The following is a 24,161-nucleotide window of genomic DNA, read 5'->3' on the forward strand; positions in this document are numbered from 1 at the left end:
CCACTACCCTTGGTGAACATGAAAATTGCTTTCGTAGGGAAGGGCGGCAGCGGCAAGACGACCCTGTCCTCCCTCTTCATCCGCCACCTCGCGGCCTCGGGATCGCCGGTCGTCGCGGTGGACGCCGACATCAACCAGCACTTGGGGCCCGCCCTCGGCCTCGACGAGGCGGTGGCCGCCGGGCTGCCCGCCATGGGCCCGCGGCTGCAGCTGATCAAGGACTACCTGCGCGGCTCCAATCCGCGGATCACGTCCGCGGAGACGATGATCAAGACGACCCCGCCCGGTGAGGGGTCCCGACTGCTGCGGGTGCGCGAGAACAATCCGGTGTACGACGCCTGTGCGCGGCCGGTGGAACTCGACGGCGGCGCCGTCCGTTTGATGGTCACCGGCCCGTTCAGCGAGGCCGATTTGGGAGTGGCCTGCTACCACTCCAAGACCGGTGCAGTGGAGCTCTGCCTGAACCATCTCGTCGACGGCCAGAGCGAGTACGTCGTCGTCGACATGACGGCGGGCTCCGACTCCTTCGCGTCCGGCATGTTCACCCGCTTCGACATCACGTTCCTCGTCGCCGAGCCGACCCGGAAGGGGGTCTCCGTCTATCGGCAGTACAAGGAGTACGCCCGCGACTTCGGAGTCATCCTGAAGGTCGTCGGCAACAAGGTGCAGGGCCAGGACGACATCGACTTCCTCCGTGCCGAGGTCGGTGACGACCTCCTGGTCACAGTCGGGCACTCGGACTGGGTGCGCGCCATGGAGAAGGGCCGCCCACCTCGGTTCGAGCTCCTGGAGGACGCCAACCGCCGCTCCCTGCGCACCTTGCAGACCGCCGCCGACGCCACGTACGAGCTGCGGGACTGGGAGCGCTACACGCGCCAGATGGTGCACTTCCACCTGAAGAACGCGGGCAGTTGGGGCAACGAGAGGACCGGGGCCGACCTGGCGGCGCAGGTCGACCCCGGTTTCGTACTGGGAGAGGGACTGGTGGCTACGGCTTGAGGGCCGGCGCCCCGGGGATGCCCTTCGGGACCGGGGCGGGGCGGCCCGACAGGAAGGACGCCCAGCCCTGCTTCGGGGCCTCTCCGACGGTGAGGCCGCGCAGCCTGTCCAGCGTGGTCGGGTCCTGGGCGTCGAGCCAGTCGGCGAGTTGCCGGAAGGAGACGCAGCGGACGTCGGGCTTGTTGCAGACGTTCTCCACGACCTGGTCGATGGCACGCATGTAGGTGCCGCCGTTCCAGGACTCGAAGTGGTTGCCGATGATCAGCGGCGCGCGGTTGCCGTCGTAGGCGCGGTCGAAGCCCTTGAGCAGGCCGTCACGCATCTGGTTGCCCCAGTACTCCTGCTTGCTGGGGTCGCCCTGGGTCTGCGTGCCCGACTGGTTGACCATGAAGTTGTAGTCCATGGTGAGCTGCTCGTAGGTGTGCCCGGGAAAGGGGACCAACTGCATCGACAGATCCCACAGGCCGTTCTTCTTCTTGGGCCAGAGCTGGTTGTTGACGCCGCTGGTGTCATAGCGGAAGCCCAGCTGCCGGGCCGCCTTCATGAAGTTCTTCTGGCCCTCCAGGCAGGGCGTACGGGCGCCGATGAGCTCCTTGTCGTAGTCGAAGGGCAGCGGAGCCGCGTTCTTCATGCCCGCGTTGGTCTTCCAGGACTTCACGAACGCCTTCGCCTGGGCGATCTCGCTCTTCCACTCCGCGACCGACCACTCGCCGACACCGCCTCCCGCACCACAGAAGTGGCCGTTGAAGTGCGTGCCGATCTCGTTGCCCTCCAGCCACGCACCACGTAGCTGCTCGACGGTGTCCTTGATGCCCTTCTCGTCGTTGAAGCCGATCTCCGAGCTGCCCGGCGAGTGCTCCGGCGGCTTGTACAGCTCGCGCTTGTCCTCCGGCAGCAGGTACACACCGCTCAGAAAGTACGTCATCGTCGCCCCGTTGTCCTTGGCGACCTTGCGGAAGTGCGAGAAGAGCTTCTGGCTGTCCTCGCCGGCGCCGTCCCACGAGAAGACCACGAACTGCGGGGGCTTCTGACCGGGCTTCAGCCGCTCGGGCTTGGGCAGATGCGGCTGCGCTCCGGTGTACGCGGTGGAGCCGTCGCCGATCAGGCGGACCACGCTCTGGGGCGCCGGGGCCCCCGCGGCCTCGTTCGCGCCGTGCGCGCCTTCCTTGGAACCGGTGGTGCCGGTGGCGCAACCGGCGAGCGCCGTGGCGCAGGCCGCGGCGACTGCTACGCCCGCGGCGATCCTCTGGGTGGCGGCCATTTCCGCCCACCTTCTTCCTTCTGTCAGAGCAACGCCGCTTCGGGCGTTCTAGGGTGTTGTCCGGCTAAATGCCGACAGCGTCGTCAAGGTCGCACGAGGCCGAGACCGAATAAATACGACAAGCCGATAAAAAGCTCGGTTCACCCACGAGGGTGAATAAATGCCCCATTTGCTACTAAAGTCCGCATGAGAGCTTTACTCTGGATTACGATCTATTTACCGAGCGTTGAAAGTCCCGCCACTGCACGCCGTGACCCACGGCCGCGATCTGCCCCCGTCCTCCCTGGACGGGGATCACCTGTTCCGCGACCGCGCTGCCCCGGAGGAGACGGGAATGTCTGCCTGCGTCCCCACCCGCGCCGCCGACTCGACTCGGCCCAGGCGCATCCACCAACCCCACAGCCCCCCGCCGACCCCGCCCCGCCGATTCCGCATCGCGGGCGCCGATCTGTCGGCCTCGATCGCGGTCTTCCTGATCGCCCTGCCCCTGTCCCTCGGCATCGCCCTCGCCACCGGCGCGCCGCTCCAGTCGGGGCTCGTCGCCGCCGCCGTGGGCGGACTCGTCGCCGCGCGGCTCGGCGGCTCACCGCTCCAGGTGAGCGGGCCCGCCGCCGGGCTCACGGTCGTCACCGCCGAGCTCATCCACCGCTACGGATGGCGTACGACCTGCGCCATCACCGTCCTCGCCGGAGTCGCCCAGCTGGGCCTTGGGTGCCTGCGCGTGGCCCGCACGGCGCTCGCCGTCAGCCCCGCGATCGTGCACGGCATGCTGGCGGGCATCGGTGTGACCATCGCCGTCGCCCAGCTGCACATCGTGCTCGGCGGCACCCCGCAGAGCTCCGTGCTCGACAACCTGCGCGCGCTACCCGCCCAGTTGGCGCGCGTTCACCCCGCGGCGGTCTCGATGAGCGCGCTGACACTGACGCTCCTCTTCGCCTGGCCACGGATTCCCGGACGGGTCGGGAACGCCCTGCGCACCGTGCCGGCCGCGCTGGTCGCCGTCGCGGGGGCCACCCTGACCGCCTCACTCACCGGGCTGGTCCTGCCCAAGGTCGACCTGCCGTCCTGGAGCAGCCACGCGCTGGCCGGGCTGCCCGAGGGGCCGGTGCTCGGGATCGCCGCCGCCGTCCTCACCGTCACGCTGGTGTGCAGTGTGCAGTCGCTGCTCGGCGCCGTGGCCGTGGACAAGCTGGTGGCGGGACGACCCGCGCAGCAAGCCCGGGTGGGTCGCTCCGACCTGAACCGGGAGTTGCTCGGTCAGGGCGCCGCCAATGTCGTCTCCGGCGCGCTCGGTGGGCTGCCCGTCGCCGGGGTCGCCGTGCGCAGTTCGGCGAATGTGCAAGCCGGTGCCGTGAGCCGGAACTCCACGATGTTGCACGGCGTTTTCGTAGTAGTTGCCGCGCTGCTGATGGTCCCGATCCTGGAGCTGATCCCCCTCGCATCGCTCGCCGCCCTGGTGATGGCCGTCGGCATCCAGATGGTGTCCCTCCACCACATCCGCACGGTCACCCGCCACCGCGAAGTGCTGGTGTACGTCGTCACCACGCTCGGCGTCGTGTGCCTCGGTGTTCTCGAGGGCGTGGCGCTGGGGGTCTCCGTGGCCGTCGCCGTCGCCCTGCACCGCCTCGCCCGCACCCGCATCACGCATGACGAGAGAGGAGGAGTCCATCACGTACGAGTACGAGGGCAGTTGACGTTCCTCGCGGTGCCCCGGCTCAGCCGCGCCCTGCACCTGGTACCCCAAGAAGCGCATGTGGTCCTGGAGTTGGACGGATCGTTCATGGACCACGCGGCATACGAGTCCCTGCAGGACTGGCAGAACGCGCATGTCGCGGGAGGCGGCACGGTCGAATTGACCGGGCGGACCGGCACTCGGATCGCCGAGCCCGCAGGCCCCTCCCACTGCCGCTGCCGCCCCTGGACGCCATGGCGCAACCACCACTGCGAACCCTCCTCCGGTCCGCAGCCCGCATCCGCCGGCGACCGGTCGGGTGGGGCGGGCCCAGCAGACGGGCCGGAGGGGCCGGACGGTGCGTCCGGTGCCACCGGGCGCGATGGCCGGAGCGGGCAGAGCGGGAGTCAGCTGGCGCGCGGGATCAGCGCGTTCCAGCGCAACACCGCGCCCCTGGTGCGGGGTGAGCTGGCACGGCTGGCGCGGGAAGGGCAGCGACCGTCGCAGCTGTTCCTGACCTGTGCCGACTCTCGGCTTGTCACGTCGATGATCACCTCCAGTGGTCCGGGCGACCTGTTCGTCGTACGCAACGTGGGCAACCTCGTGCCGAGACCCGGGGAGGAGAGCGGGGACGATTCGGTGGCCGCGGCGATCGAGTACGCGGTGGACGTACTGCATGTGCGATCCATCACGGTGTGCGGGCACTCCGGGTGCGGGGCCATGCAGGCCCTGTTGAACGCGGAGCCCGGTGGGGCTCAGACCCCACTCAAACGTTGGCTGCGGCACGGGCTGCCGAGTCTGGAGCGGGTGGCCGCCAAGAACCGCCCCTGGGCCCGGCTGGCCGGGCGGGCGCCGGCCGACGCGGTGGAGCAGCTGTGCCTGACCAACGTGGTGCAGCAGTTGGACCATCTGCGGGCGCACGAGTCCGTGGCTCGGGCCCTGCGGGAGGGTGCGCTCGAGCTGCACGGGATGTACTTCCACGTCGGGGAGGCGCAGGCGTATCTGCTGGTCGAACGCGACGACGGCGAGCTGTTCGATCATGTGGGGGCGGCGGAGGATCTGCGGCACCCCGCCTGACCTCGCCACCCGTGTGACCTCGGCGTGGTGCGCGGCGCCGGCTGGTGGGGCGCGCACCACGCCGTGCGTATGGATGCGGCGGGTATATAGGCGCGGGACGCCCTTACGTGGGCCGGATGTGCGGACCGGGCGTGAGGGCCGGGCGTCGTGAGGGCCGGGCGTGGGGGCCGGGCGTGGGGGCCGCGACACGCCCGGACGTCGCATGTGTCACGGCGTCCACGTGGGGGGCGGTCGCGGGAATGGTTGGCGGGTGAACCCGTATGCCTGTCCGTACGTGGCTCGGAGTGCGTACCCCATGCGTGCCTGGTGCGTGCTTCTGAAGGGACCTCAGCTTCTCGATAGGTCTAAACCAATTTGAGATCGGCCCTTGTCATCGAGGCCCCCGGTCTGATGAGCTGTGGCCTGGGACACAACGGACACCCTGGGAAAGGGAGATGTCGTGAGCAACGAAAGCCTGGCCAACCTGCTGAAGGAAGAGCGCAGGTTCGCGCCGCCCGCCGACCTGGCGGCGAACGCCAATGTCACCGCGGAGGCGTATGAGCAGGCCAAGGCTGACAGGCTCGGCTTCTGGGCCGAGCAGGCCCGCCGGCTGACCTGGGCCACCGAGCCGACCGAAACGCTGGACTGGTCGAACCCTCCGTTCGCGAAGTGGTTCGCCGACGGGAAGCTGAACGTCGCGTACAACTGCGTCGACCGGCATGTAGAGGCCGGGAACGGCGACCGGGTCGCCATCCACTTCGAGGGCGAGCCGGGTGACAGCCGGGCGATCACCTACGCCGAGCTCAAGGACGAGGTGAGCAAGGCCGCCAACGCACTGATCGAGCTGGGCGTCGGGAAGGGCGACCGGGTCGCCGTCTATCTGCCGATGATCCCCGAGGCCGTCGTCGCGATGCTGGCGTGTGCACGGATCGGCGCGGCGCATTCGGTCGTCTTCGGCGGATTCTCCGCGGACGCGATCGCCACGCGCATCCAGGACGCGGACGCCAAGCTGGTCATCACCTCCGACGGCGGTTACCGACGCGGCAAGCCGTCCGCGCTCAAGCCGGCCGTCGACGACGCGGTGAGCCGGGTCGACGGGGTCGACAAGGTGCTGGTGGTGCGGCGCACCGGGCAGGAGGTCGACTGGACCGAGGGCCGCGACGTGTGGTGGCACGAGATCGTCGAGCGGCAGTCGGCCGAGCACACTCCGGAGGCGTTCGACGCCGAGCAGCCGCTGTTCATCCTCTACACCTCCGGGACCACGGGGAAGCCGAAGGGCATCCTGCACACCTCGGGCGGGTACCTCACGCAGGCCTCGTACACCCACCACGCCGTCTTCGACCTCAAGCCGGAGACCGACGTGTACTGGTGCACGGCCGACATCGGCTGGGTCACCGGGCACTCGTACATCACGTACGGGCCGCTTTCGAACGGTGCGACGCAGGTGATGTACGAGGGGACGCCGGACACGCCGCACCAGGGGCGGTTCTGGGAGATCGTGCAGAAGTACGGGGTGACGATTCTCTACACGGCGCCCACCGCTATCCGTACGTTCATGAAGTGGGGGGACGACATCCCCGCGAAGTTCGATCTCAGCAGCCTGCGGGTGCTGGGGTCCGTGGGTGAGCCGATCAACCCCGAGGCGTGGGTCTGGTACCGCAAGCACATCGGCGGCGACCGGACGCCCATCGTGGACACGTGGTGGCAGACCGAGACCGGCGCGATGATGATCTCGCCGCTGCCGGGGGTCACCGAGACCAAGCCGGGGTCGGCGCAGCGGCCGTTGCCGGGGATCTCGGCGACCGTGGTCGACGACGAGGCGCGGGAGGTTCCCAACGGGGGTGGCGGGTACCTGGTGCTCACCGAGCCGTGGCCCTCGATGCTGCGCACGATCTGGGGCGACGACCAGCGGTTCCTCGACACGTACTGGTCGCGGTTCGAGGGGAAGTACTTCGCCGGGGACGGGGCGAAGAAGGACGAGGACGGGGACATCTGGCTCCTCGGGCGGGTCGACGACGTGATGCTCGTGTCCGGGCACAACATCTCGACGACCGAGGTCGAGTCGGCGCTCGTCTCGCATCCCTCGGTCGCCGAGGCGGCGGTGGTCGGTGCGGCGGACGAGACGACGGGACAGGCGATTGTCGCGTTCGTGATTCTGCGGGGGACCGCTTCCGCGGAGGATGCCGGGCTGGTGTCGGATCTGCGGAATCACGTAGGGGCGACGCTGGGGCCGATCGCCAAACCGAAGCGGGTGTTGCCGGTGGCCGAGCTTCCCAAGACTCGGTCCGGGAAGATCATGCGGCGGTTGTTGCGTGACGTGGCGGAGAACCGGGAGCTGGGGGATGTCACGACGTTGACGGACTCCACGGTGATGGATCTCATCCAGGCGAAGCTGCCGGCGGCGCCGAGCGAGGACTGAGGGTTTCCCCCACCCACCCGCCCCTTTTGGGTGTGGGGGCACCATGTGCCCCCACACCCCCAACCTCGCGGGGCTCCGCTCCACGGCACCCCCACCATCGCTGAACCCGCGCGCGCACCCGACGCGGGGCCACACACCCGCACCCCCGGCGGCGTGACACTCGCCCCGTCACTCCTAACGTTGAGGGACTTCCGCCCTCACCCCACGCAGGGCTCCGCCCCTGCCCCCGGCGGGTACCCCATCCCGCTGACCACCCCGGGCTTGCGCGACCCCGCCGGGGCCTGGCGTCGGGCGGTACAGCCCGGGCCCCGGCCGTGTTCGCTGCGGCTGCGAGGCGTGCAGCGCTGTGGCGCGGCCCTGTGGCAGCACGCTGGGGGTCTCCTCCTGGGGTCGTGCTGGGCCTGGGAGCTCGTGAGGTCTCCGCCGAGTCGGGCTATCACCGCTCCGGCCTCCCCGCCCCTCTGGGCCTCGCACGTCCATTACCCGGCCGTGGGCTCGCTCCCTGTACGCCGTGTCCCGGGCGGGCTCTCACAGGTCCGTGCGGCATGACCGTGGGCCATCATGTCCAGCCCCCGTTGTGTCCAGCCTTCGTTGGTGCCGAGGCACGCCCCGCACGTCCACGCGGGCGCCCATCCCCCTTGCACGCCATATGTTCGCAATGCGAAATATCTCGCTGTAATGGCAAGGTAAAGTAGTGACCTCAGGGTGTGCCGGGAAGTCTGGTCGGCGGTGTCGTCAGCGATCCCGTGTGGCGGCCGTCAGCAAGCAGCCGTAACGACCCGGAGGTCCCGCCGTGGCCACGCCCAGTGCCAACAACCGCAAGCTCCTCGGGCGCCTCTCCCTGCCCGAGCGGAACTTCGTCGCGGAGGCGTTGCGGACCGAGACCGTCGGTGGGGTGCTGCTGCTCGTCGCGGCGGTTGCCGCGCTGGTGTGGGCCAACACGCCAGCGCGGGACAGTTACGCCGCCGTCAGCCACTTCCATCTCGGGCCCTCCGCGCTCGGGCTGAACCTGTCCGTTCAGCACTGGGCGGCGGACGGACTTCTGGCCGTGTTCTTCTTCGTCGCCGGTATCGAACTCAAGCGCGAGCTGGTGGCGGGGGATCTGCGCGATCCGAAGGCCGCGATACTGCCCGTCGTCGCGGCCGTGTGCGGAATGGCCGTGCCCGCACTGGCCTACACCCTCACCAATGTGATCGGGGGCGGATCCCTCGGTGGGTGGGCCGTACCCACCGCCACCGACATCGCCTTCGCCCTCGCCGTACTCGCCGTGATCGGCACCTCCCTGCCGTCCTCCCTGCGCGCCTTCCTGCTCACCCTCGCCGTCGTAGACGACCTGTTCGCGATTCTCATCATCGCGATCTTCTTCACCGACCACATCGACTTCGGCGCGCTGGGCGGGGCCGTCGTCGGGCTCGGCGTGTTCTGGGTACTGCTGCGCAAGGGCGTACGCGGGTGGTACGTGTATGTGCCGCTCGCGCTCGTCATCTGGGGGCTGATGTACAACAGCGGCGTCCACGCCACCATCTCCGGCGTCGCGATGGGGCTGATGCTGCGCTGCCACCGGCAGGAGGGCGAGGAGCACTCACCCGGGGAGCACATCGAGCATCTCGTCCGGCCCCTTTCCGCCGGGCTCGCCGTGCCGCTGTTCGCGCTCTTCAGCGCCGGGGTCGTCGTCTCCGGCGGGGCGATCGGTGACGTGTTCACCCGGCCCGAGACGCTCGGTGTCGTGCTGGGGCTCGTCGTCGGGAAGGCCGTGGGCATTTTCGGGGGGACCTGGCTGGCGGCCCGGTTCACCAGGGCCTCGCTCAGTGAGGATCTCGTCTGGCCCGACGTCTTCGCCGTCGCCTCCCTCGCCGGAATCGGCTTCACCGTCTCGCTCCTCATCGGCGAACTCGCCTTCAAGAACGAGCCGGTACTCACCGACGAGGTCAAGGCCGCCGTACTGATCGGCTCGCTCATAGCCGCCGTACTCGCCACGACGCTGCTGAAGGTACGCAACGCCAAGTACCGTGCGCTGTACGAGGCCGAGGAGCTCGACGAGGACAGCGACGGCATCCCCGACATCTACGAGCAGAACAACCCGGCGTACCACCTACGGATGGCCGAGATCCACGAACGGAAGGCCGCCGAGCACCGAAGGCTTGCCGAAGTGGCGGGCGGGGCAAGCGAGGAGAACGACGGTCCGGCATGATCTGAGCAGAACCGGATGGTCAGAACCGGACAGTCAGGACCGGACAGTCAGGACCGGACGGTCGGCAGTGGACGGTACGGACGCTGGAGCAGCCAGGGCCGTGCCGGCACCGTTGGCAGCCAGACCGTAGAGATCAGCCCGTACAGATCAGGCACATACAGAAGAGGGAGTCCGCGATGAGCGCACCCGACGGCAGCCCGGTCGGCGCCGAACGCAGCATCGGCCAGTTGTTCGCCTCGGCGACGACCGAGATGTCCGCACTGGTGCACGACGAGATCGCGCTGGCGAAGGCGCAGCTCAAGCAGGACGTCAAGCGCGGCGCGGTCAGCGGTGGCGCGTTCTCCGCGGCCGGAGCGGTGCTGATCTTCTCCCTCCCGATGCTGAACTTCGCCCTGGCGTACGGCATCCGGACCTGGAGCCACTGGAATCTCGCGATCTGCTTCGTCCTGTCGTTCGCCGCGAACGTCCTGGTCGCCGCCGTCCTCGCGCTGATCGGTCTGACCTTCGCAAAGAAGGCGACGAAGGGCAAGGGACCGCAAAGGGTCGCCGCCTCGGTCAAGGAGACCGCAGGTGTGCTCCAGAACGCCAAACCGCATCCCCGGACCGTCCCTGTAAGTGACGCGGTCGAGGTTGTGGCACGCTCGACGTCATGACGGACCCCGCCACCCCTTCGGCGCAACCCACCTCAGTCGTGCGGCTCGACGTCCCCGGCGGGAGAGAAGTGACCCACCGGGACGTCGCCGCCAACGGCGCGCGCTTCCACATCGCCGAGATGGGCGACGGGCCGCTCGTCCTGCTGCTGCACGGCTTCCCGCAGTTCTGGTGGACCTGGCGCCGGCAGATGGTGGCGCTCGCGGACGCGGGCTTCCGGGCCGTGGCCATGGATCTGCGCGGCGTCGGCGGCAGCGACCGCACGCCGCGCGGTTACGACCCCGCCAACCTCGCGCTCGACATCACCGGGGTCGTACGGTCCCTCGGGGAGCCCGACGCCGCGCTGGTCGGACACGACCTGGGCGGCTATCTGGCGTGGACGGCGGCCGTGATGCGCCCCAAGCTCGTCCGCCGGCTCGCCGTGTCGTCCATGCCGCATCCGCGCCGCTGGCGCTCGGCCATGCTCTCCGACGTCAAGCAGTCGGCCGCGGGTTCGTACATCTGGGGGTTCCAGCGGCCCTGGATCCCGGAACGCCAACTCGTCGCCGACGAAGGCGCCCTGGTGGGTCGTCTGGTGCGGGACTGGTCGGGGCCGCGACAGCCGGACGACGAGGCCGTGGAGACATACCGTCGCGCCATGTGCATCCCGTCGACGGCGCATTGTTCGATCGAGCCCTATCGGTGGATGGTCCGTTCGATGGCACGACCGGACGGGATCCAGTTCAACCGGCGCATGAAGCGGCCGGTTCGGGTGCCGACGCTGCATCTGCACGGATCGCTCGATCCGGTGATGCGGACGCGGAGCGCGGCCGGTTCCGGGGAGTACGTCGAAGCGCCGTACCGTTGGCGGCTGTTCGACGGTCTCGGACACTTCCCCCACGAAGAGGACCCCGTGGCGTTTTCGACCGAATTGGTCAACTGGCTGAAGGATCCCGAGCCCGACCGGTGACCCGTCGGTGACTGTCCGATTGCGGCCCGTGGCCCGCCCGGTATGCGGACGGGAACGCCTGTCCTACGAACAGCCAAATGCCTCGCGCATAGGCCAATTGGGGGGCTCGGGCGCGGTTATCGACCTTGGGGCAGGGGCACACGTCGGGGTATGGGCTGGACGCACGACTACAGTGACGCACCACGCAACCGCCGCTCGGCGACGGGCCTGAGCTCCCATCAGAGGGGCACCCCGCAGTTGCCGGGCGCGGACCCCCAAGTGGGGATCCCGCGCATTTTGCGCCGCCGGGCCCGCTGGGTTTCGGTACGGCTGCGTCACCCACGAGGCTGAGCCCCCGCGCACCGCCGCCCGTCACCCTTCGCTCTCAGAGCGCGCAGCTGTCGCTGTCCACCTGCTGATCGGCCGTACGGCCCTTGGTGGCGTCCGGCTGGACCTCGTCCGCGGTGAGCGCGTACCCGGTGTTGGCGTCGTCGAGGGACTTCGCGAAGACCACTCCGTACACCTTGCCGTCGGGCGTGAGCAGCGGGCCGCCGGAGTTGCCCTGGCGCACGGTCGCGTAGAGCGAGTAGACGTCGCGGCGCACGGTTCCGCGGTGGTAGATGTCCGGGCCGTTGGCCGTGATGCGGCCACGCACGCGCGCGGGCTGGACGTTGTACGCGCCGTTCTGCGGGAAGCCGGCGACGATCGCGTTGTTGCCGCTGGTCGCGTCCTTGCCCGTGAACTGGAGGGCGGGCGCGCGCAGGTTCGGTACGTCGAGAACGGCGATGTCGCGCTCCCAGTCGTACAGGACGACCTTGGCGTCGTACTTCCTGCCCTCGCCGCCGATCTGGACGGTGGGCTCGTCGACCCCGCCGACCACGTGCGCGTTGGTCATCACGCGGCGGTCGCCGAAGACGAAGCCGCTGCCCTCGAGGACCTTGCCGCAGCTCTGCGCGGTACCCATCACCTTGACGATGGACTTCTGGGCGCGGGTGGCGACGGGGCTGTTCGCGAGCGCCGGGTCGGGGGGCCGGACGTCGGTGATGGGTTCGTTGGCGAACGGGCTGAAGACCTGCGGGAAGCCGTTCTGCGCGAGGACCGAGGAGAAGTCGGCGAACCAGGTGTCGGCCTGGGAGGGCAGGGCGCTGGAGACGCTGTGGAGCACCTTGGAGCCGCGGACCTCCTTGCCGAGCGTCGGCAGCGTCGTGCCCGCGAGGGCCGAGCCGATCAGCCAGGCGACCAGGAGCATCGCGACGACGTTGACGAGGGCGCCGCCGGTCGCGTCCAGGGCGCGGGCCGGGGACCAGGTGATGTACCGGCGCAGTTTGTTGCCGAGGTGGGTGGTGAGGGCCTGGCCGACGGAGGCGCAGACGATCACGACGATCACAGCGACCACGGCGGCGGTCGTACTCACCTTGGTGTCGTCGGTCAGGGCACCCCAGACGACGGGGAGCAGATAGACGGCGACGAGGCCGCCGCCCAGGAACCCGATCACCGACAGGATGCCGACGACGAAGCCCTGGCGGTAGCCCACGATCGCGAACCACACGGCGGCGACCAGCAACAGGATGTCCAGCACGTTCACGGGGGCCACCCTGTCATGCGCGCCAGTCGAGCGGGACCTGCTTCTCGCGGTCCCAGGGCAGCTCCCAGCCCGCGTAGTGCAGCAGACGGTCGATGATCCCCGCGGTGAAGCCCCAGACCAGGGCCGATTCGACCAGGAATGCCGGACCTCGGTGACCGCTGGGGTGCACGGTCGTCGCACGGTGGACGGGGTTCGTGAGATCCGCCACGGGGACCGTGAAGACCCGGGCCGTCTCGGCCGGATCGACCACGCCGACCGGGGTCGGCTCGCGCCACCAGCCCAGGACCGGGGTGACCACGAAACCGCTCACCGGGATGTAGAGCTTCGGCAGCACGCCGAAGAGCTGGACGCCGCTCGGGTCCAGCCCGGTCTCCTCCTCCGCCTCCCTCAGCGCGGCCCGCAGCGGCCCGTCGGCCTTCGGGTCGCCGTCCTGCGGGTCGAGGGCGCCGCCGGGGAAGGAGGGCTGCCCCGCGTGCGAGCGCAGGGAGCTGGCACGCTCCATCAGCAGCAGCTCGGGGCCGCGGGCGCCCTCGCCGAAGAGGATGAGAACGGCGGACTGCCGCCCCGCGCCGTTCGACGGCGGCAGGAAGCGGCTCAGCTGGAGCGGCTCCACGGTCTCGACGGCGTGCACCACCGGGTCGAGCCAGGCGGGCAGGCCGTCCTTGGTCACCACGACCTGGCCGTTGTGCGAGTCGGGACCGTGTGTGCGGTGGTGCGCGCCGGGTCCGTCGTACGTGCGGTGGGTGCCCGTCTCGTTCCGCGTGCCGTGTGTGCCCGTCTCGTCTTGCGTGCCGCGCGTACCCGTCTCGTTCCGTGTGCGGTCTGTGTCCGGCTCGTCGTGCCTGCTGTGCGTGTTGCTCGCGTGCGTCATCGCCACCCCCGTTCTGTTCTGCCCAACGCCGGGCGGCGCCGTGTTCGTTCCGTCATCCGGCGCCCAGTGGGGGTGCCGGGATGCCGCCCGCGTCCAGGTAGGACTGCGGCGGGTTGAGGCGTTGGCCGGGGAAGCCGCCCTTCTCGTACTTCAGGAGCTTGCGCGCCTTCTCCGGGTCCGTCTCGCCCTCCCCGTACGCGGGGCAGAGCGGGGCGATGGGGCAGGCGCCGCACGCGGGCTTGCGGGCGTGGCAGATGCGACGGCCGTGGAAGATCACGTGGTGCGAGAGCATCGTCCACTCGCTCTTCGGGAAGAGCGCGCCGACGACGGCCTCCACCTTGTCCGGGTCGGTCTCGTCGGTCCACTGCCAGCGACGCACGAGTCGGCCGAAGTGGGTGTCCACGGTGATGCCGGGGCGCCCGAAGGCGTTGCCGAGGACCACGAAGGCGGTCTTGCGGCCTACGCCAGGGAGCTTGACGAGGTCTTCGAGGCGGCCGGGGACCTCGCCCCCGAAGTCCTCCGCCAAGGCCTTGGAGAGCCCTATCACCGACTTGGTCTTGGCCCGGAAGAAACCGGTCGGACGGAGGATCTCCTCGACCTCCTCCGGATTCGCCGCGGCGAGGTCCTCGGGCGTGGGGTACTTGGCGAAGAGCGCCGGAGTCGTCTGGTTCACCCGCAGGTCGGTCGTCTGGGCCGACAGGACCGTGGCGATCACCAACTGGAAGGGGTTCTCGAAGTCCAGCTCCGGGTGGGCGTACGGGTACACCTCGGCGAGCTCGCGGTTGATGCGGCGGGCGCGGCGCACGAGAGCGGCCTGGGACTCGACGAACGCCTTCTTGGGGGCGGCTTGGGCGGGGGGCGCCTTCTTGGCCACAGCCTTGGCAGGCGCCGCCTTCTTGGAGGCGGCCTTCTTGGCCGGTGCCGCCTTCTTGGAGGCAGTCGCCTTCTTGGAGGCGCTCGCCCCCTTCTCGGACGTGGCTGTCGCCTTGCTGGACGTGGTCGCCGCCTTCTCGATCGTGGCCGTCGCCTTCTTGGCCACGCCTGTCGTCTTCCCGGTCGTGGCTGTCGCCTTTTTGGCAGACTTCTTCGCGGCCTTCTTCGCGACCGGCTTCACCGGCGTCGAATTTGTCGCTTTTGTCGTTTTCATACTTCCGGCGGGACTCTGTTCGCCCACAGCGGAATCGCGACGTACAACCACCCGCCCAGCCCCCTTGGCCTGTGCTCTCACCGGCGTTTTGGACACCCGGCCAGCCTAAAGCCCCCCACCGACATCCGCCCCGGACCCAGAAGATCAGCCCCCAATTGGCCCCCTGCCGCACTGCCCGGCGCGCCAGTGCGGCAGACTTGTGACTGATCACACTGTTTGGACCGTCCAGCAAGATGGGGAACACGGTCCCCTGGTATCACGGGGGAACAAGATCCCCTGAGCAGGTCGACAAGGAGAGAACTCGTGGACGACGTTCTGCGGCGCGCCCCGCTCTTCGCGGCGCTCGATGACGAGCAGGCCGCGGAGCTCCGCGCCTCCATGAGTGAGGTGACCCTCGCACGCGGCGACGCTCTCTTCCACGAGGGCGACCCCGGGGACCGCCTCTACGTGGTCACCGAGGGCAAGGTGAAGCTTCACCGCACCTCACCCGACGGCCGCGAGAACATGCTGGCCGTCCTGGGCCCCGGTGAGCTCATCGGCGAGCTGTCGCTGTTCGACCCGGGCCCGCGCACGGCGACCGCCACCGCGCTGACCGAGGTCAAGCTGCTCGGCCTCGGCCACGGCGACCTCCAGCCCTGGCTGAACGCGCGGCCCGAGGTGGCCGCCGCGCTGCTGCGCGCCGTCGCCCGGCGCCTGCGCAAGACCAACGACCAGATGTCCGACCTGGTCTTCTCGGACGTGCCCGGCCGCGTGGCCCGCGCGCTCCTGGACCTCTCCCGCCGCTTCGGCGTGCAGTCGGAGGAGGGCATCCACGTCGTGCACGACCTGACGCAGGAGGAGCTGGCCCAGTTGGTCGGCGCGTCCCGCGAGACGGTCAACAAGGCGCTCGCCGACTTCGCGGGCCGCGGCTGGCTCCGCCTGGAGGCCCGCGCGGTCATCCTGCTGGACGTGGAGCGACTCGCGAAGCGCTCGCGCTGACCACACCGCGCGCCGGCTTTCGACGCACCTGAAGGGCCCCGCTGCACAGCGGGGCCCTTCTCGTATCGCCAGTTCCCGTGTCGTCGGTTCCCGTGTCGCCAGGGCGCCCACCAGCCGCCCGGACGCCCGAACGTCTAGATGAGGCCGTGTTCCCGGAGGTAGTCCATCTGCGCCCGGACCGACAGCTCCGCCGCAGGCCACAGTGAGCGGTCCACGTCCGCGTACACGTGCGCGACGACCTCGGCCGGCGACCGGTAGCCGTTCTCGACCGCCGTCTCGACCTGGGCCAGGCGGTGAGCGCGGTGGGCGAGGTAGAACTCGACGGCGCCCTGGGCGTCCTCCAGGACGGGCCCGTGCCCCGGCAGCACGGTGTGCACGCCGTCGTCCACGGTGAGGGACCTGAGCCGCCGCAGCGAGTCGAGATAGTCGCCCAGACGGCCGTCGGGGTGGGCCACGACGGTCGTACCGCGGCCGAGGATGGTGTCACCCGTCAGAACGGCCCGATCGGCCGGGAGATGGAAGCACAGCGAGTCGGCGGTGTGGCCCGGAGTCGGTACGACACGCAGTTCGAGGCCGCCCACGGTGATGACGTCCCCGTGCGCCAGTCCCTCGTCCCCGAGCCGCAGCGCCGGATCCAGCGCCCGCACCTTCGTGTCCGTCAGTTCTGCGAACCGCCCGGCGCCCTCGGCGTGATCGGGGTGCCCGTGCGTCAGCAGGGTCAGCGCCACCCGCTTCCCCGCCTTCTCTGCGGTGTCCACGACATTGCGCAGATGTACGTCGTCCAGGGGCCCGGGGTCGATCACCACCGCCAGGTCGGAGTCCGGCTCGGAGACGATCCAGGTGTTGGTGCCGTCCAGGGTCATCGCGGACGCGTTGGGCGCGAGCACATTGACGGCACGCGAGGTGGCGGAGCCGGAAAGGACCCCGCCTCGCGGCTGGCCGGGGAGGGCTGCGGCGTCGGTCATGCGGAGGCTCCACCGGTCGGGATGTGCTTGGTGAACTCGTCGTGGCCCGGCCAGGCGAGGACCACTTCGCCGTTCTCCAGGCGGGCCTTGGCCAGGACGGGGGTCAGATCACGGGCGGGCGCGGCGGCGAGGACGTCGGCGGCGCTGTCGTACGGAATGAGCTGGCGCAGGGTCGCGACGGTGGGCGGCATCATCAGGAGCTCGCCCTTGTCGTACCCGTCCGCCGCGTCCGCCGGGCGGATCCAGACCGTGCGGTCGGCCTCCGTGGAGGCGTTGCGGGTGCGCTGGCCCTCCGGGAGGGCGGCCACGAAGAACCAGGTGTCGTAGCGGCGGGTTTCGAACTCCGGTGTGATCCAGCGGGTCCAGACGCCCAGGAGGTCGGACCTGAGCACGAGTCCGCGGCGGTCGAGGAACTCGGCGAAGGAGAGGTCGCGGGCGACCAGGGCCGCGCGGTCCGCCTCCCAGTCCTCGCCGGTGGTGTCGCCGACCACGGTGTCCGGCGTGGGTCCGGCCAGCAGCACGCCGGCCTCCTCGTACGTCTCGCGAACCGCCGCGCAGACGACGGCCTGGGCGGACGTGTCGTCGGTGCCGAGCCTTTTCGCCCACCACGCGCGTGTGGGGCCCGCCCAGCGGATCTGGTGCTCGTCGTCACGTGGGTCCACGCCGCCGCCCGGGTACGCGTACGCGCCTCCGGCGAAGGCCATGGAGGCGCGTCTGCGCAGCATGTGCACCACGGGGGTGGTGGGAGTGTCCTTGAGCAGCATGACGGTGGCCGCGCGCTTGGGGCGTACCGGGGTCAGCGTGCCCTCCGCGAGCGCGCGGATCCGCTCGGGCCACTCCGGTGGATACCACTGCCCATTCGCCATGGCCGGAGGCTATCCCGAGCCGGGCGAATGTTCGAGGGGCCCATGAGGATCTCCGGGGGCGGGGCCGGGGGCGGGGGCGGCGGGGGCGAAGAAGACCGCCGCCGGTCCCGACCGCCTACACCGCCGTCAGCTCCACCTGGATCTCGACCTCGACCGGGGCGTCCAGCGGGAGGACGGCCACGCCGACCGCGCTGCGGGCGTGGACGCCCTTGTCGCCCAGGACCGCGCCCAGGAGCTCGCTCGCGCCGTTCAGGACACCCGGCTGGCCGGTGAAGTCCGAGGCCGAGGCCACGAAGCCGACGACCTTCACGACGCGCGCGATGCGGTCGAGGTCGCCCGCGACGGACTTGACCGCGGCCAGCGCGTTCAGCGCGCAGATGCGGGCCAGGTCCTTGGCCTCCTCGGCCGTGACCTCCGCGCCCACCTTGCCGGTGACCGGAAGCTTGCCGTCCACCATCGGCAGCTGCCCCGCGGTGAAGACGTACACACCGGACTGCACAGCGGGCTGATAGGCGGCCAGCGGCGGAACGACGCCCGGCAGCGTCAGACCGAGCTCCGCGAGCTTCGCCTCGACGGCGCCGCTCATGCCGACTTCTCGCGCTTCAGGTAGGCCACCAGCTGCTCGGGGTTGTTCGGCCCGGGCACGACCTGGACGAGCTCCCAGCCGTCCTCGCCCCAGGTGTCCAGAATCTGCTTCGTGGCATGGACGAGCAGCGGCACGGTTGCGTATTCCCACTTGGTCATGTCGCCGACTGTAGTCGTTGCCGCGGGGGGCCTCGCGCGCACGTTGTCCACAGCCTCCTGCGTAGTACGGCGGCGGACTGGTTAGGCTCGAAGACGTGAGCAGGCTCCAGGTCGTCAGCGGCAAGGGCGGTACCGGCAAGACCACGGTAGCCGCGGCCCTCGCGCTCGCCCTCGCGACCGAGGGCAAGCGCACCCTCCTCGTCGAGGTCGAGGGCAGGCAGGGCATCGCGCAGCTCTTCGAAACAGAAGCGCTGCCCTACGAGGAGCGGAAGATCGCCGTCGCTCCAGGGGGCGGGGAGGTGTACGCCCTCGCCATCGACCCCGAACTGGCCCTTCTGGACTACCTCCAGATGTTCTACAAACTGGGCGGCGCCGGCCGGGCCCTGAAAAAGCTCGGCGCCATCGACTTCGCGACCACCATCGCGCCCGGTCTCAGGGACGTGCTCCTCACGGGGAAGGCGTGCGAGGCCGTCCGCAGGAAGGACAAGAGCGGGCGGTTCGCGTACGACTACGTCGTCATGGACGCGCCACCCACGGGCCGCATCACCCGCTTCCTGAATGTCAACGACGAGGTCGCGGGGCTCGCCAAGATCGGGCCGATACACAATCAGGCGCAGGCCGTGATGCGCGTCCTGAAGTCGCCGGAGACGGCGGTGCACATGGTGACGCTGCTGGAGGAGATGCCCGTCCAGGAGACCGCGGACGGCATCGCCGAGCTGCGGGCGGCGAAGCTGCCGGTGGGACGGATCATCGTGAACATGGTGCGGCCCGCCCTCCTGGACGACGTCGACCTGGAGCTCACGAGCGCCGTAGCGCGCAGCGCCATCGCCAAGTCGCTCTCGGCGGCCGGGCTGGGCGGCGCCCGCCGCGGCGGGAACGCCGAGCGGCTCGTCGGGCCCCTCCTGGAACAGGCCGAGGAGTACGCCGAGCGGCACACCCTGGAGCGCGAGCAGCGGGCGGTCCTGACCGAGCAGGACCTCCCGCTGCACGAACTCCCCCTGCTCGCCGAGGGAATGGACCTGGCGGGCCTGTACGAGCTCGCCACGGAACTGCGCACTCAAGGGATCTCATGAGTCTGGACCCGGCCCGCGTACTCGACCTCGACCCACTGCTCGACGACCCCGGCACCCGCATCGTGGTGTGCTGCGGTTCGGGCGGCGTCGGCAAGACGACCACGGCGGCGGCCCTGGGGCTGCGCGCCGCCGAGCGGGGCCGCAAGGTGGTCGTCCTGACCATCGACCCGGCCCGCCGGCTCGCCCAGTCGATGGGCATCGACTCCCTCGACAACGTCCCACGCCGTGTGAAGGGCATCGACGACTCCGCGGGCGGCGAGCTGCACGCCATGATGCTCGACATGAAGCGCACGTTCGACGAGATCGTCGAGGCGCACGCGGACGGCGAACGGGCGGCCGTGATCCTGAACAACCCCTTCTACCAGTCGCTTTCGGCGGGCTTCGCGGGCACGCAGGAGTACATGGCGATGGAGAAGCTGGGCCAGCTGCGGGCGCGGGACGAGTGGGACCTGATCATCGTCGACACGCCGCCGTCCCGCTCGGCGCTCGACTTCCTGGACGCGCCCAAGCGGCTCGGGTCCTTCCTCGACGGACGGCTGATCCGGCTCCTGACGGCCCCGGCGAAGCTGGGCGGGCGTGCGGGGATGAAGTTCCTGAACGTCGGGATGTCGATGATGACCGGCACCCTGGGGAAGCTGCTGGGGGGACAACTCCTGAAGGACGTGCAGACGTTCGTGGCAGCGATGGACACGACGTTCGGGGGCTTCCGTACGCGCGCGGACGCCACGTACAAGCTGCTCCAGGCACCCGGGACGGCGTTCCTGGTGGTGGCGGCCCCGGAGCGGGACGCGCTGCGCGAGGCCGCGTACTTCGTGGAGCGGCTGGCGGCCGAGGACATGCCGTTCGCCGGTCTCGTACTCAACCGGGTGCACGGCAGCGGTGCCGCCCAGCTGTCCGCCGAGCGGGCGCTCGCGGCGGCGGAGAACCTCGATGCCGAGACCGCGGAAAATCTCGCTGCCGAGACCGCCGAGGAACTTGCGGCCGAGACCGCCGGGAAACTTGCGGCCGAGGGGGACACGGATCCCGGGGCCGTCGGCGGCCTTGATCCCGATCCCGCGGAAGATCTTGAATCCACGGCTGTAGAAAATCTTGACGACGCCCGCATTGTGGATCAGGAGGGCGGGAAAGCTGGACTTCGTAACTCTCCCGACACGTACGGCAGTTCAGAATCTCCCGCTTCCGAAACATCAGCTCCCGACGGCTCCGAAGGTCCAGCCGGCTCCGACGGTTCCGATGAAGGCTCCCCCGCCGCCACGGACAGCACAGATGCCACGGACAGGACCGACGCACCGACCGAAACGCCGCCGCACGGGCACCGGACCGTCGAACAACTCACCGCAGGCCTGCTGAGGCTGCACGCCGAGCGCATGCAGCTGCTCTCCCGCGAGCAGCGCACGCGTGACCGTTTCGCCGCGCTCCACCCGGAGGTGGCGGTTGCCGAAGTGGCCGCGCTACCCGGCGACGTACACGATCTCGCAGGACTGCGGGACATCGGAGAACGGCTCGCGGCCAACCGGCCGGAGCTGCCTGAAACCGGCGCCTGAGCGGCGCCGTCCACGCGCCCGGGGCCGGCCCTGAGTCATGAACTCGTGGCCGGGCCTGAGATGGCCTGAGGCGAGTGGGTCCGAGGCGGTAGGTGGGTCCGACGCGGGCCGAGGTGGCCCGCGGGACGCCTTCCGTGGCGCCCTCAGCCCACCGCCGCGTAGCGCTCGTACACCTCTTCCTCGTCGAGGGGCAGCAGGCCCGCGCCGCGCTCGTACTCCGTACGCGCGGTCTCCAGCAGGCGACGCCACGAGGTGACGGTGGGACGCCTGCGCAGCAATGCGCGACGCTCCCGCTCCGTCATGCCACCCCACACGCCGAATTCGACGCGATTGTCGAGCGCATCGGCGAGGCACTCCGTGCGTACCGGACATCCGGTGCACACTGCCTTCGCCCTGTTCTGCGCTGCTCCTTGAACGAACAGTTCATCCGGATCGGTAGTGCGGCAGGCCGCCTGCGCACTCCAGTCGGTAACCCAGCCCATACCGGCGCCGTCCTCTCCCGAATCGAGGCTCCCCCACGGCGGCAGCGGCATATTCACCGCCGCCAGTTGAGGACGTTACGGAAGGCAGGCACAGCGCAACACCCCCTGCGGGCCCAATCTTGAATGGCCCGAACGGACTATGCGTAAGCGGCAGATCACCCGGGGGAGTGAGCGGCGGACATACGTGAGTATCCCGGCAAACCGGGACAGTTCAGTTGAGTCACAACGGACGCCAGGTGACGCATGAGGCTGATTCGGACACGACCTCCCCAAAAAAGTTGGGGAACCTCCGGAACGATTCGGGGTCGCCGGACGTATTGATACGTGGCCATACTGCTGTGACAGTTGAGAGCAGCTTAGGCCAAGGCATATACGCGTGTCCGGCGAATGAGAACGTAGGCTGCCCCTATGCCAAAGAAGCGCTCGGGCGGTGGTCTGTCGCCAACGCAACAGGCCGCCAAGTTCCTCGGTGTCAGCGTGCTCGCTGGAGCAGTCATGGCCGGAATCGCGCTGCCCGCAGCGGGCGCGCTCGGTCTCGCGGCCAAGGGTTCCGTCCAGGGGTTCGACGAGATTCCCGACAACCTGAAGAGTCCCGCGCTGAGTCAGCGCACCACCATCCTGGACAGCAAGGGCGGTCAGATCGCGACGGTCTACTCGCGCGACCGCACGGTGGTCGACCTCAAGGACATCTCGCCGTACATGCAGAAGGCGATCGTCGCGATCGAGGACTCCCGCTTCTACCAGCACGGCGCGATCGACCTGAAGGGCGTCCTGCGCGCCCTGAACCAGAACGCGCAGAACGGCGGGGTCGCCCAGGGCGCCTCCACGCTCACCCAGCAGCTGGTGAAGAACTACTTCGTGGAGGAGGCCGGCGACGACCCGACGAAGGTCGCCCAGGCCACCCAGCAGACCCTCGGCCGCAAGGTCCGCGAGCTCAAGTACGCGATCCAGCTGGAAGAGAAGCTCGGCAAGAAGAAGATCCTTGAGAACTACCTGAACATCACGTTCTTCGGCGAGCAGGCCTACGGCATCGAGGCCGCCGCCCAGCGTTACTTCTCCAAGCCCGCCAAGGACCTGAACCTCGAGGAGTCGGCGATGCTCGCGGGCATCGTCCAGTCGCCCAGCCGGTACGACCCGGTGAACGACGAGGCGGAGGCCATCAAGCGCCGCAACACCGTGCTGCAGCGCATGGCCGAGGTGCACGACATCTCCCAGCAGGAGGCCGACAAGGCCAAGGAGGCCAAGCTCGGCCTGAGGGTCAGCCAGCCGAAGAACGGCTGCATCACGGCGGTCAAGGGCGCAAGCTTCTTCTGCAAGTACGTGGAGAGCGTGTTCCTCAGCGACCCGGTCTTCGGCAAGACCAAGGAGGCCCGGGCGAAGGTCTGGAACCAGGGCGGCCTGACCATCCGTACGACGCTCGACCCGCAGGCGCAGCAGTCGGTGCAGTCCTCGATCAAGTCCCACGTCAACAAATCGGACTCGGTCGCCACGGCGGCCACCCTGGTCGAGCCGGGCACCGGGAAGATCGTCGGCATGGGCCAGTCGAGGCCGTACGGCTACGGGAAGAACGAGACGGAGTACAACTACTCGGTCGACCGTGACATGGGCGGTTCGAACTACGGCTTCCCGACCGGTTCGACCTTCAAGCCGTTCGTGGCCGCGGCCGCGCTGGAGGAGGGCCGGCCGGCGACCCAGCAGTACCCGTCGCCGTACGAGATGGCCTACCCCAGCCCCGTACAGACGTGCAGCAGCAAGCCCTGGACCAACCTGACCAACGAGAAGCTGTCGAACGAGAGCACCGAGGAGAAGGGCCCGTACGCGCTGAAGACGGCGATGGCCAAGTCGGTCAACACCTACTTCGTGCAGATGATCTCGGACATCGGCATCTGCCCCGTGGTGAAGATGACCGACAAGCTGCACGTCGTGCAGGGCAATGGCGACAAGCTGCCCGAGGTGCCCGCCATCACCCTCGGCTCCAAAGGCATCTCCCCGCTGACCATGGCGAGCGCGTACGCCACCTTCGCCTCCCGGGGCATGTACTGCACGCCGATCGCCATCGAGTCGATCACTCAGAAGGCCGACGGCAAGGAGAAGTCGCTCGAGGTCCCGAAGACGACGTGCTCGCGGGCCATGTCCGAGAAGACCGCGGACACCGTCAACACGCTGCTCCAGGGCGTGATCGACTCCGGTACGGGTCAGCAGGCCGGCCTCTCCGACCGCGACAACGCCGGTAAGACGGGTACGACGGACGAGCGCAAGAACGCCTGGTTCGTCGGGTACACGCCGAACCTGTCGGGCGCGGTCTGGGTCGGCAGCCCCAAGCAGAACGTCAAGATGACGAACATCCGCATCGGCGGCGTCTACCACGACCTCGTCTACGGCGGTCAGGTGCCCGGCCCCATCTGGAAGGACGCCATGACCGGCGCCCTCTCGGGCAAGGACTCCCCGTCCTTCAACCTCGTCGACATTCCCGACGAGAAGCCCAAGGACAACGGCCACGGCCCGGGCGACGGGAACAACGGCGACAACAAGGGCAACGCGAACGGTGGGAACACCACCAACGGGAACACGATCAGCGGCAACACCATCAGTGGCACCACCGGCGACACGAACGGTGGCGGGTTCCCGACGCCCACGTTCTCGATCCCCTCGGGCTTCATTCAGGGTCAGAACGGCAACGGGGGGCGTCACGGGTAACCCACCCGGTCACGCCCGCTGACAGAGAGCGG

The 24,161-nt window shown here is 69.4% G+C and carries 20 protein-coding genes; 11 read left to right on the forward strand and 9 right to left on the reverse strand.

Going from position 1 to position 24,161, the window contains the following annotated elements; translation table 11 throughout:
• Nucleotides 1-18: 18 nt before the first annotated feature.
• Nucleotides 19-999 (forward strand): ATP-binding protein, encoded by a 981-nt coding sequence (locus tag SMIR_RS16475; protein ID WP_168494140.1) that lies wholly within the window; start codon nucleotides 19-21, stop codon nucleotides 997-999.
• On the opposite strand, the gene SMIR_RS16480 is transcribed toward SMIR_RS16475, so the two are convergent.
• The gene (locus SMIR_RS16480) at nucleotides 989-2,260 is read right to left on the reverse strand and encodes a polysaccharide deacetylase family protein (RefSeq protein ID WP_168494138.1); all 1,272 of its coding nucleotides are present in this window, start codon (nucleotides 2,258-2,260) and stop codon (nucleotides 989-991) included. The two genes, SMIR_RS16475 and SMIR_RS16480, sit on opposite strands and share 11 nt — an antisense overlap.
• Nucleotides 2,261-2,594: 334 nt before the next feature.
• Between SMIR_RS16480 and SMIR_RS16485 the strand changes: the two genes are divergently transcribed.
• From SMIR_RS16485 to SMIR_RS43500, 6 genes are all read left to right on the forward strand, one after another.
• On the forward strand, nucleotides 2,595-5,009 hold the full coding sequence (locus SMIR_RS16485; protein WP_168494136.1) for a bifunctional SulP family inorganic anion transporter/carbonic anhydrase: 2,415 nt from the start codon (nucleotides 2,595-2,597) through the stop codon (nucleotides 5,007-5,009).
• 397 nt (nucleotides 5,010-5,406) lie between these two features.
• Nucleotides 5,407-7,407, forward strand: a complete 2,001-nt coding sequence (gene acs / locus SMIR_RS16490; protein WP_168494134.1) for an acetate--CoA ligase — start codon at nucleotides 5,407-5,409, stop codon at nucleotides 7,405-7,407.
• Nucleotides 7,408-8,200: 793 nt separating this feature from the next.
• Nucleotides 8,201-9,598: a Na+/H+ antiporter NhaA gene (gene nhaA / locus SMIR_RS16495; RefSeq protein ID WP_168494132.1), complete on the forward strand. Its 1,398-nt coding sequence runs from the start codon at nucleotides 8,201-8,203 to the stop codon at nucleotides 9,596-9,598.
• Nucleotides 9,599-9,774: 176 nt separating this feature from the next.
• Entirely contained in the window at nucleotides 9,775-10,251 is a 477-nt protein-coding gene (locus SMIR_RS16500; RefSeq protein WP_212727163.1) for a phage holin family protein, read from the forward strand.
• Nucleotides 10,248-11,198 (forward strand): alpha/beta fold hydrolase, encoded by a 951-nt coding sequence (locus tag SMIR_RS16505; RefSeq protein ID WP_067373876.1) that lies wholly within the window; start codon nucleotides 10,248-10,250, stop codon nucleotides 11,196-11,198. The genes SMIR_RS16500 and SMIR_RS16505 overlap by 4 nt, the downstream gene beginning before the upstream one ends.
• A gap of 150 nt (nucleotides 11,199-11,348) precedes the next feature.
• Nucleotides 11,349-11,528 carry a hypothetical protein gene (locus tag SMIR_RS43500; protein ID WP_075033566.1) on the forward strand — a complete coding sequence of 60 codons (180 nt, stop codon included), beginning with the start codon at nucleotides 11,349-11,351 and terminating at the stop codon, nucleotides 11,526-11,528.
• A gap of 34 nt (nucleotides 11,529-11,562) precedes the next feature.
• Here SMIR_RS43500 and SMIR_RS16510 read toward each other — a convergent pair whose 3' ends face one another.
• From SMIR_RS16510 to nth, 3 genes are all read right to left on the reverse strand, one after another.
• Nucleotides 11,563-12,762, reverse strand: a complete 1,200-nt coding sequence (locus tag SMIR_RS16510; protein WP_168494128.1) for a MarP family serine protease — start codon at nucleotides 12,760-12,762, stop codon at nucleotides 11,563-11,565.
• A 13-nt stretch (nucleotides 12,763-12,775) separates the two neighbouring features.
• The gene (locus SMIR_RS16515; protein ID WP_168501202.1) at nucleotides 12,776-13,435 is read right to left on the reverse strand and encodes an NUDIX hydrolase; all 660 of its coding nucleotides are present in this window, start codon (nucleotides 13,433-13,435) and stop codon (nucleotides 12,776-12,778) included.
• Nucleotides 13,436-13,685: 250 nt separating this feature from the next.
• On the reverse strand, nucleotides 13,686-14,780 hold the full coding sequence (nth, locus tag SMIR_RS16520; protein ID WP_212728371.1) for an endonuclease III: 1,095 nt from the start codon (nucleotides 14,778-14,780) through the stop codon (nucleotides 13,686-13,688).
• A 303-nt stretch (nucleotides 14,781-15,083) separates the two neighbouring features.
• Between nth and SMIR_RS16525 the strand changes: the two genes are divergently transcribed.
• Nucleotides 15,084-15,758 (forward strand): Crp/Fnr family transcriptional regulator, encoded by a 675-nt coding sequence (locus SMIR_RS16525; RefSeq protein WP_006382668.1) that lies wholly within the window; start codon nucleotides 15,084-15,086, stop codon nucleotides 15,756-15,758.
• A gap of 134 nt (nucleotides 15,759-15,892) precedes the next feature.
• Here the strand turns inward: SMIR_RS16525 and SMIR_RS16530 are convergent, their stop codons facing one another.
• The 4 genes from SMIR_RS16530 to sp36 all read right to left on the reverse strand — a co-directional run bounded on the left by SMIR_RS16530 (nucleotide 15,893) and on the right by sp36 (nucleotide 18,333).
• Nucleotides 15,893-16,723, reverse strand: coding sequence for an MBL fold metallo-hydrolase (locus tag SMIR_RS16530; protein ID WP_168494124.1), 831 nt, complete (start codon nucleotides 16,721-16,723; stop codon nucleotides 15,893-15,895).
• Nucleotides 16,720-17,589: an NUDIX hydrolase gene (locus SMIR_RS16535; protein ID WP_168494122.1), complete on the reverse strand. Its 870-nt coding sequence runs from the start codon at nucleotides 17,587-17,589 to the stop codon at nucleotides 16,720-16,722. Before SMIR_RS16535 ends, SMIR_RS16530 begins: the two co-directional genes overlap by 4 nt.
• 115 nt (nucleotides 17,590-17,704) lie before the next feature.
• A complete protein-coding gene (locus tag SMIR_RS16540) occupies nucleotides 17,705-18,175 on the reverse strand; it encodes a RidA family protein (RefSeq protein ID WP_168494120.1) in 471 nt (156 codons plus the stop codon).
• Nucleotides 18,172-18,333, reverse strand: a complete 162-nt coding sequence (gene sp36 / locus SMIR_RS16545; protein ID WP_075033571.1) for a Sp36 family protein — start codon at nucleotides 18,331-18,333, stop codon at nucleotides 18,172-18,174. The genes SMIR_RS16540 and sp36 overlap by 4 nt, the downstream gene beginning before the upstream one ends.
• Before the next feature lie 95 nt (nucleotides 18,334-18,428).
• On the opposite strand from sp36, the gene bagA reads away from it, so the two are divergent.
• The gene (gene bagA / locus SMIR_RS16550) at nucleotides 18,429-19,406 is read left to right on the forward strand and encodes an ATPase BagA (protein ID WP_168494118.1); all 978 of its coding nucleotides are present in this window, start codon (nucleotides 18,429-18,431) and stop codon (nucleotides 19,404-19,406) included.
• A complete protein-coding gene (gene bagB, locus SMIR_RS16555) occupies nucleotides 19,403-20,950 on the forward strand; it encodes an ATPase BagB (protein WP_168494116.1) in 1,548 nt (515 codons plus the stop codon). Before bagA ends, bagB begins: the two co-directional genes overlap by 4 nt.
• Nucleotides 20,951-21,093: 143 nt before the next feature.
• Here bagB and wblA read toward each other — a convergent pair whose 3' ends face one another.
• On the reverse strand, nucleotides 21,094-21,432 hold the full coding sequence (gene wblA, locus SMIR_RS16560; protein WP_028799159.1) for a transcriptional regulator WblA: 339 nt from the start codon (nucleotides 21,430-21,432) through the stop codon (nucleotides 21,094-21,096).
• A gap of 408 nt (nucleotides 21,433-21,840) precedes the next feature.
• On the opposite strand from wblA, the gene SMIR_RS16565 reads away from it, so the two are divergent.
• Nucleotides 21,841-24,129: a transglycosylase domain-containing protein gene (locus tag SMIR_RS16565; protein ID WP_168494114.1), complete on the forward strand. Its 2,289-nt coding sequence runs from the start codon at nucleotides 21,841-21,843 to the stop codon at nucleotides 24,127-24,129.
• The last annotated feature ends 32 nt before the right edge of the window (nucleotides 24,130-24,161 follow it).

Origin of the sequence: Streptomyces mirabilis, from assembly GCF_018310535.1 — a bacterium.
Lineage (GTDB): Bacteria > Actinomycetota > Actinomycetes > Streptomycetales > Streptomycetaceae > Streptomyces.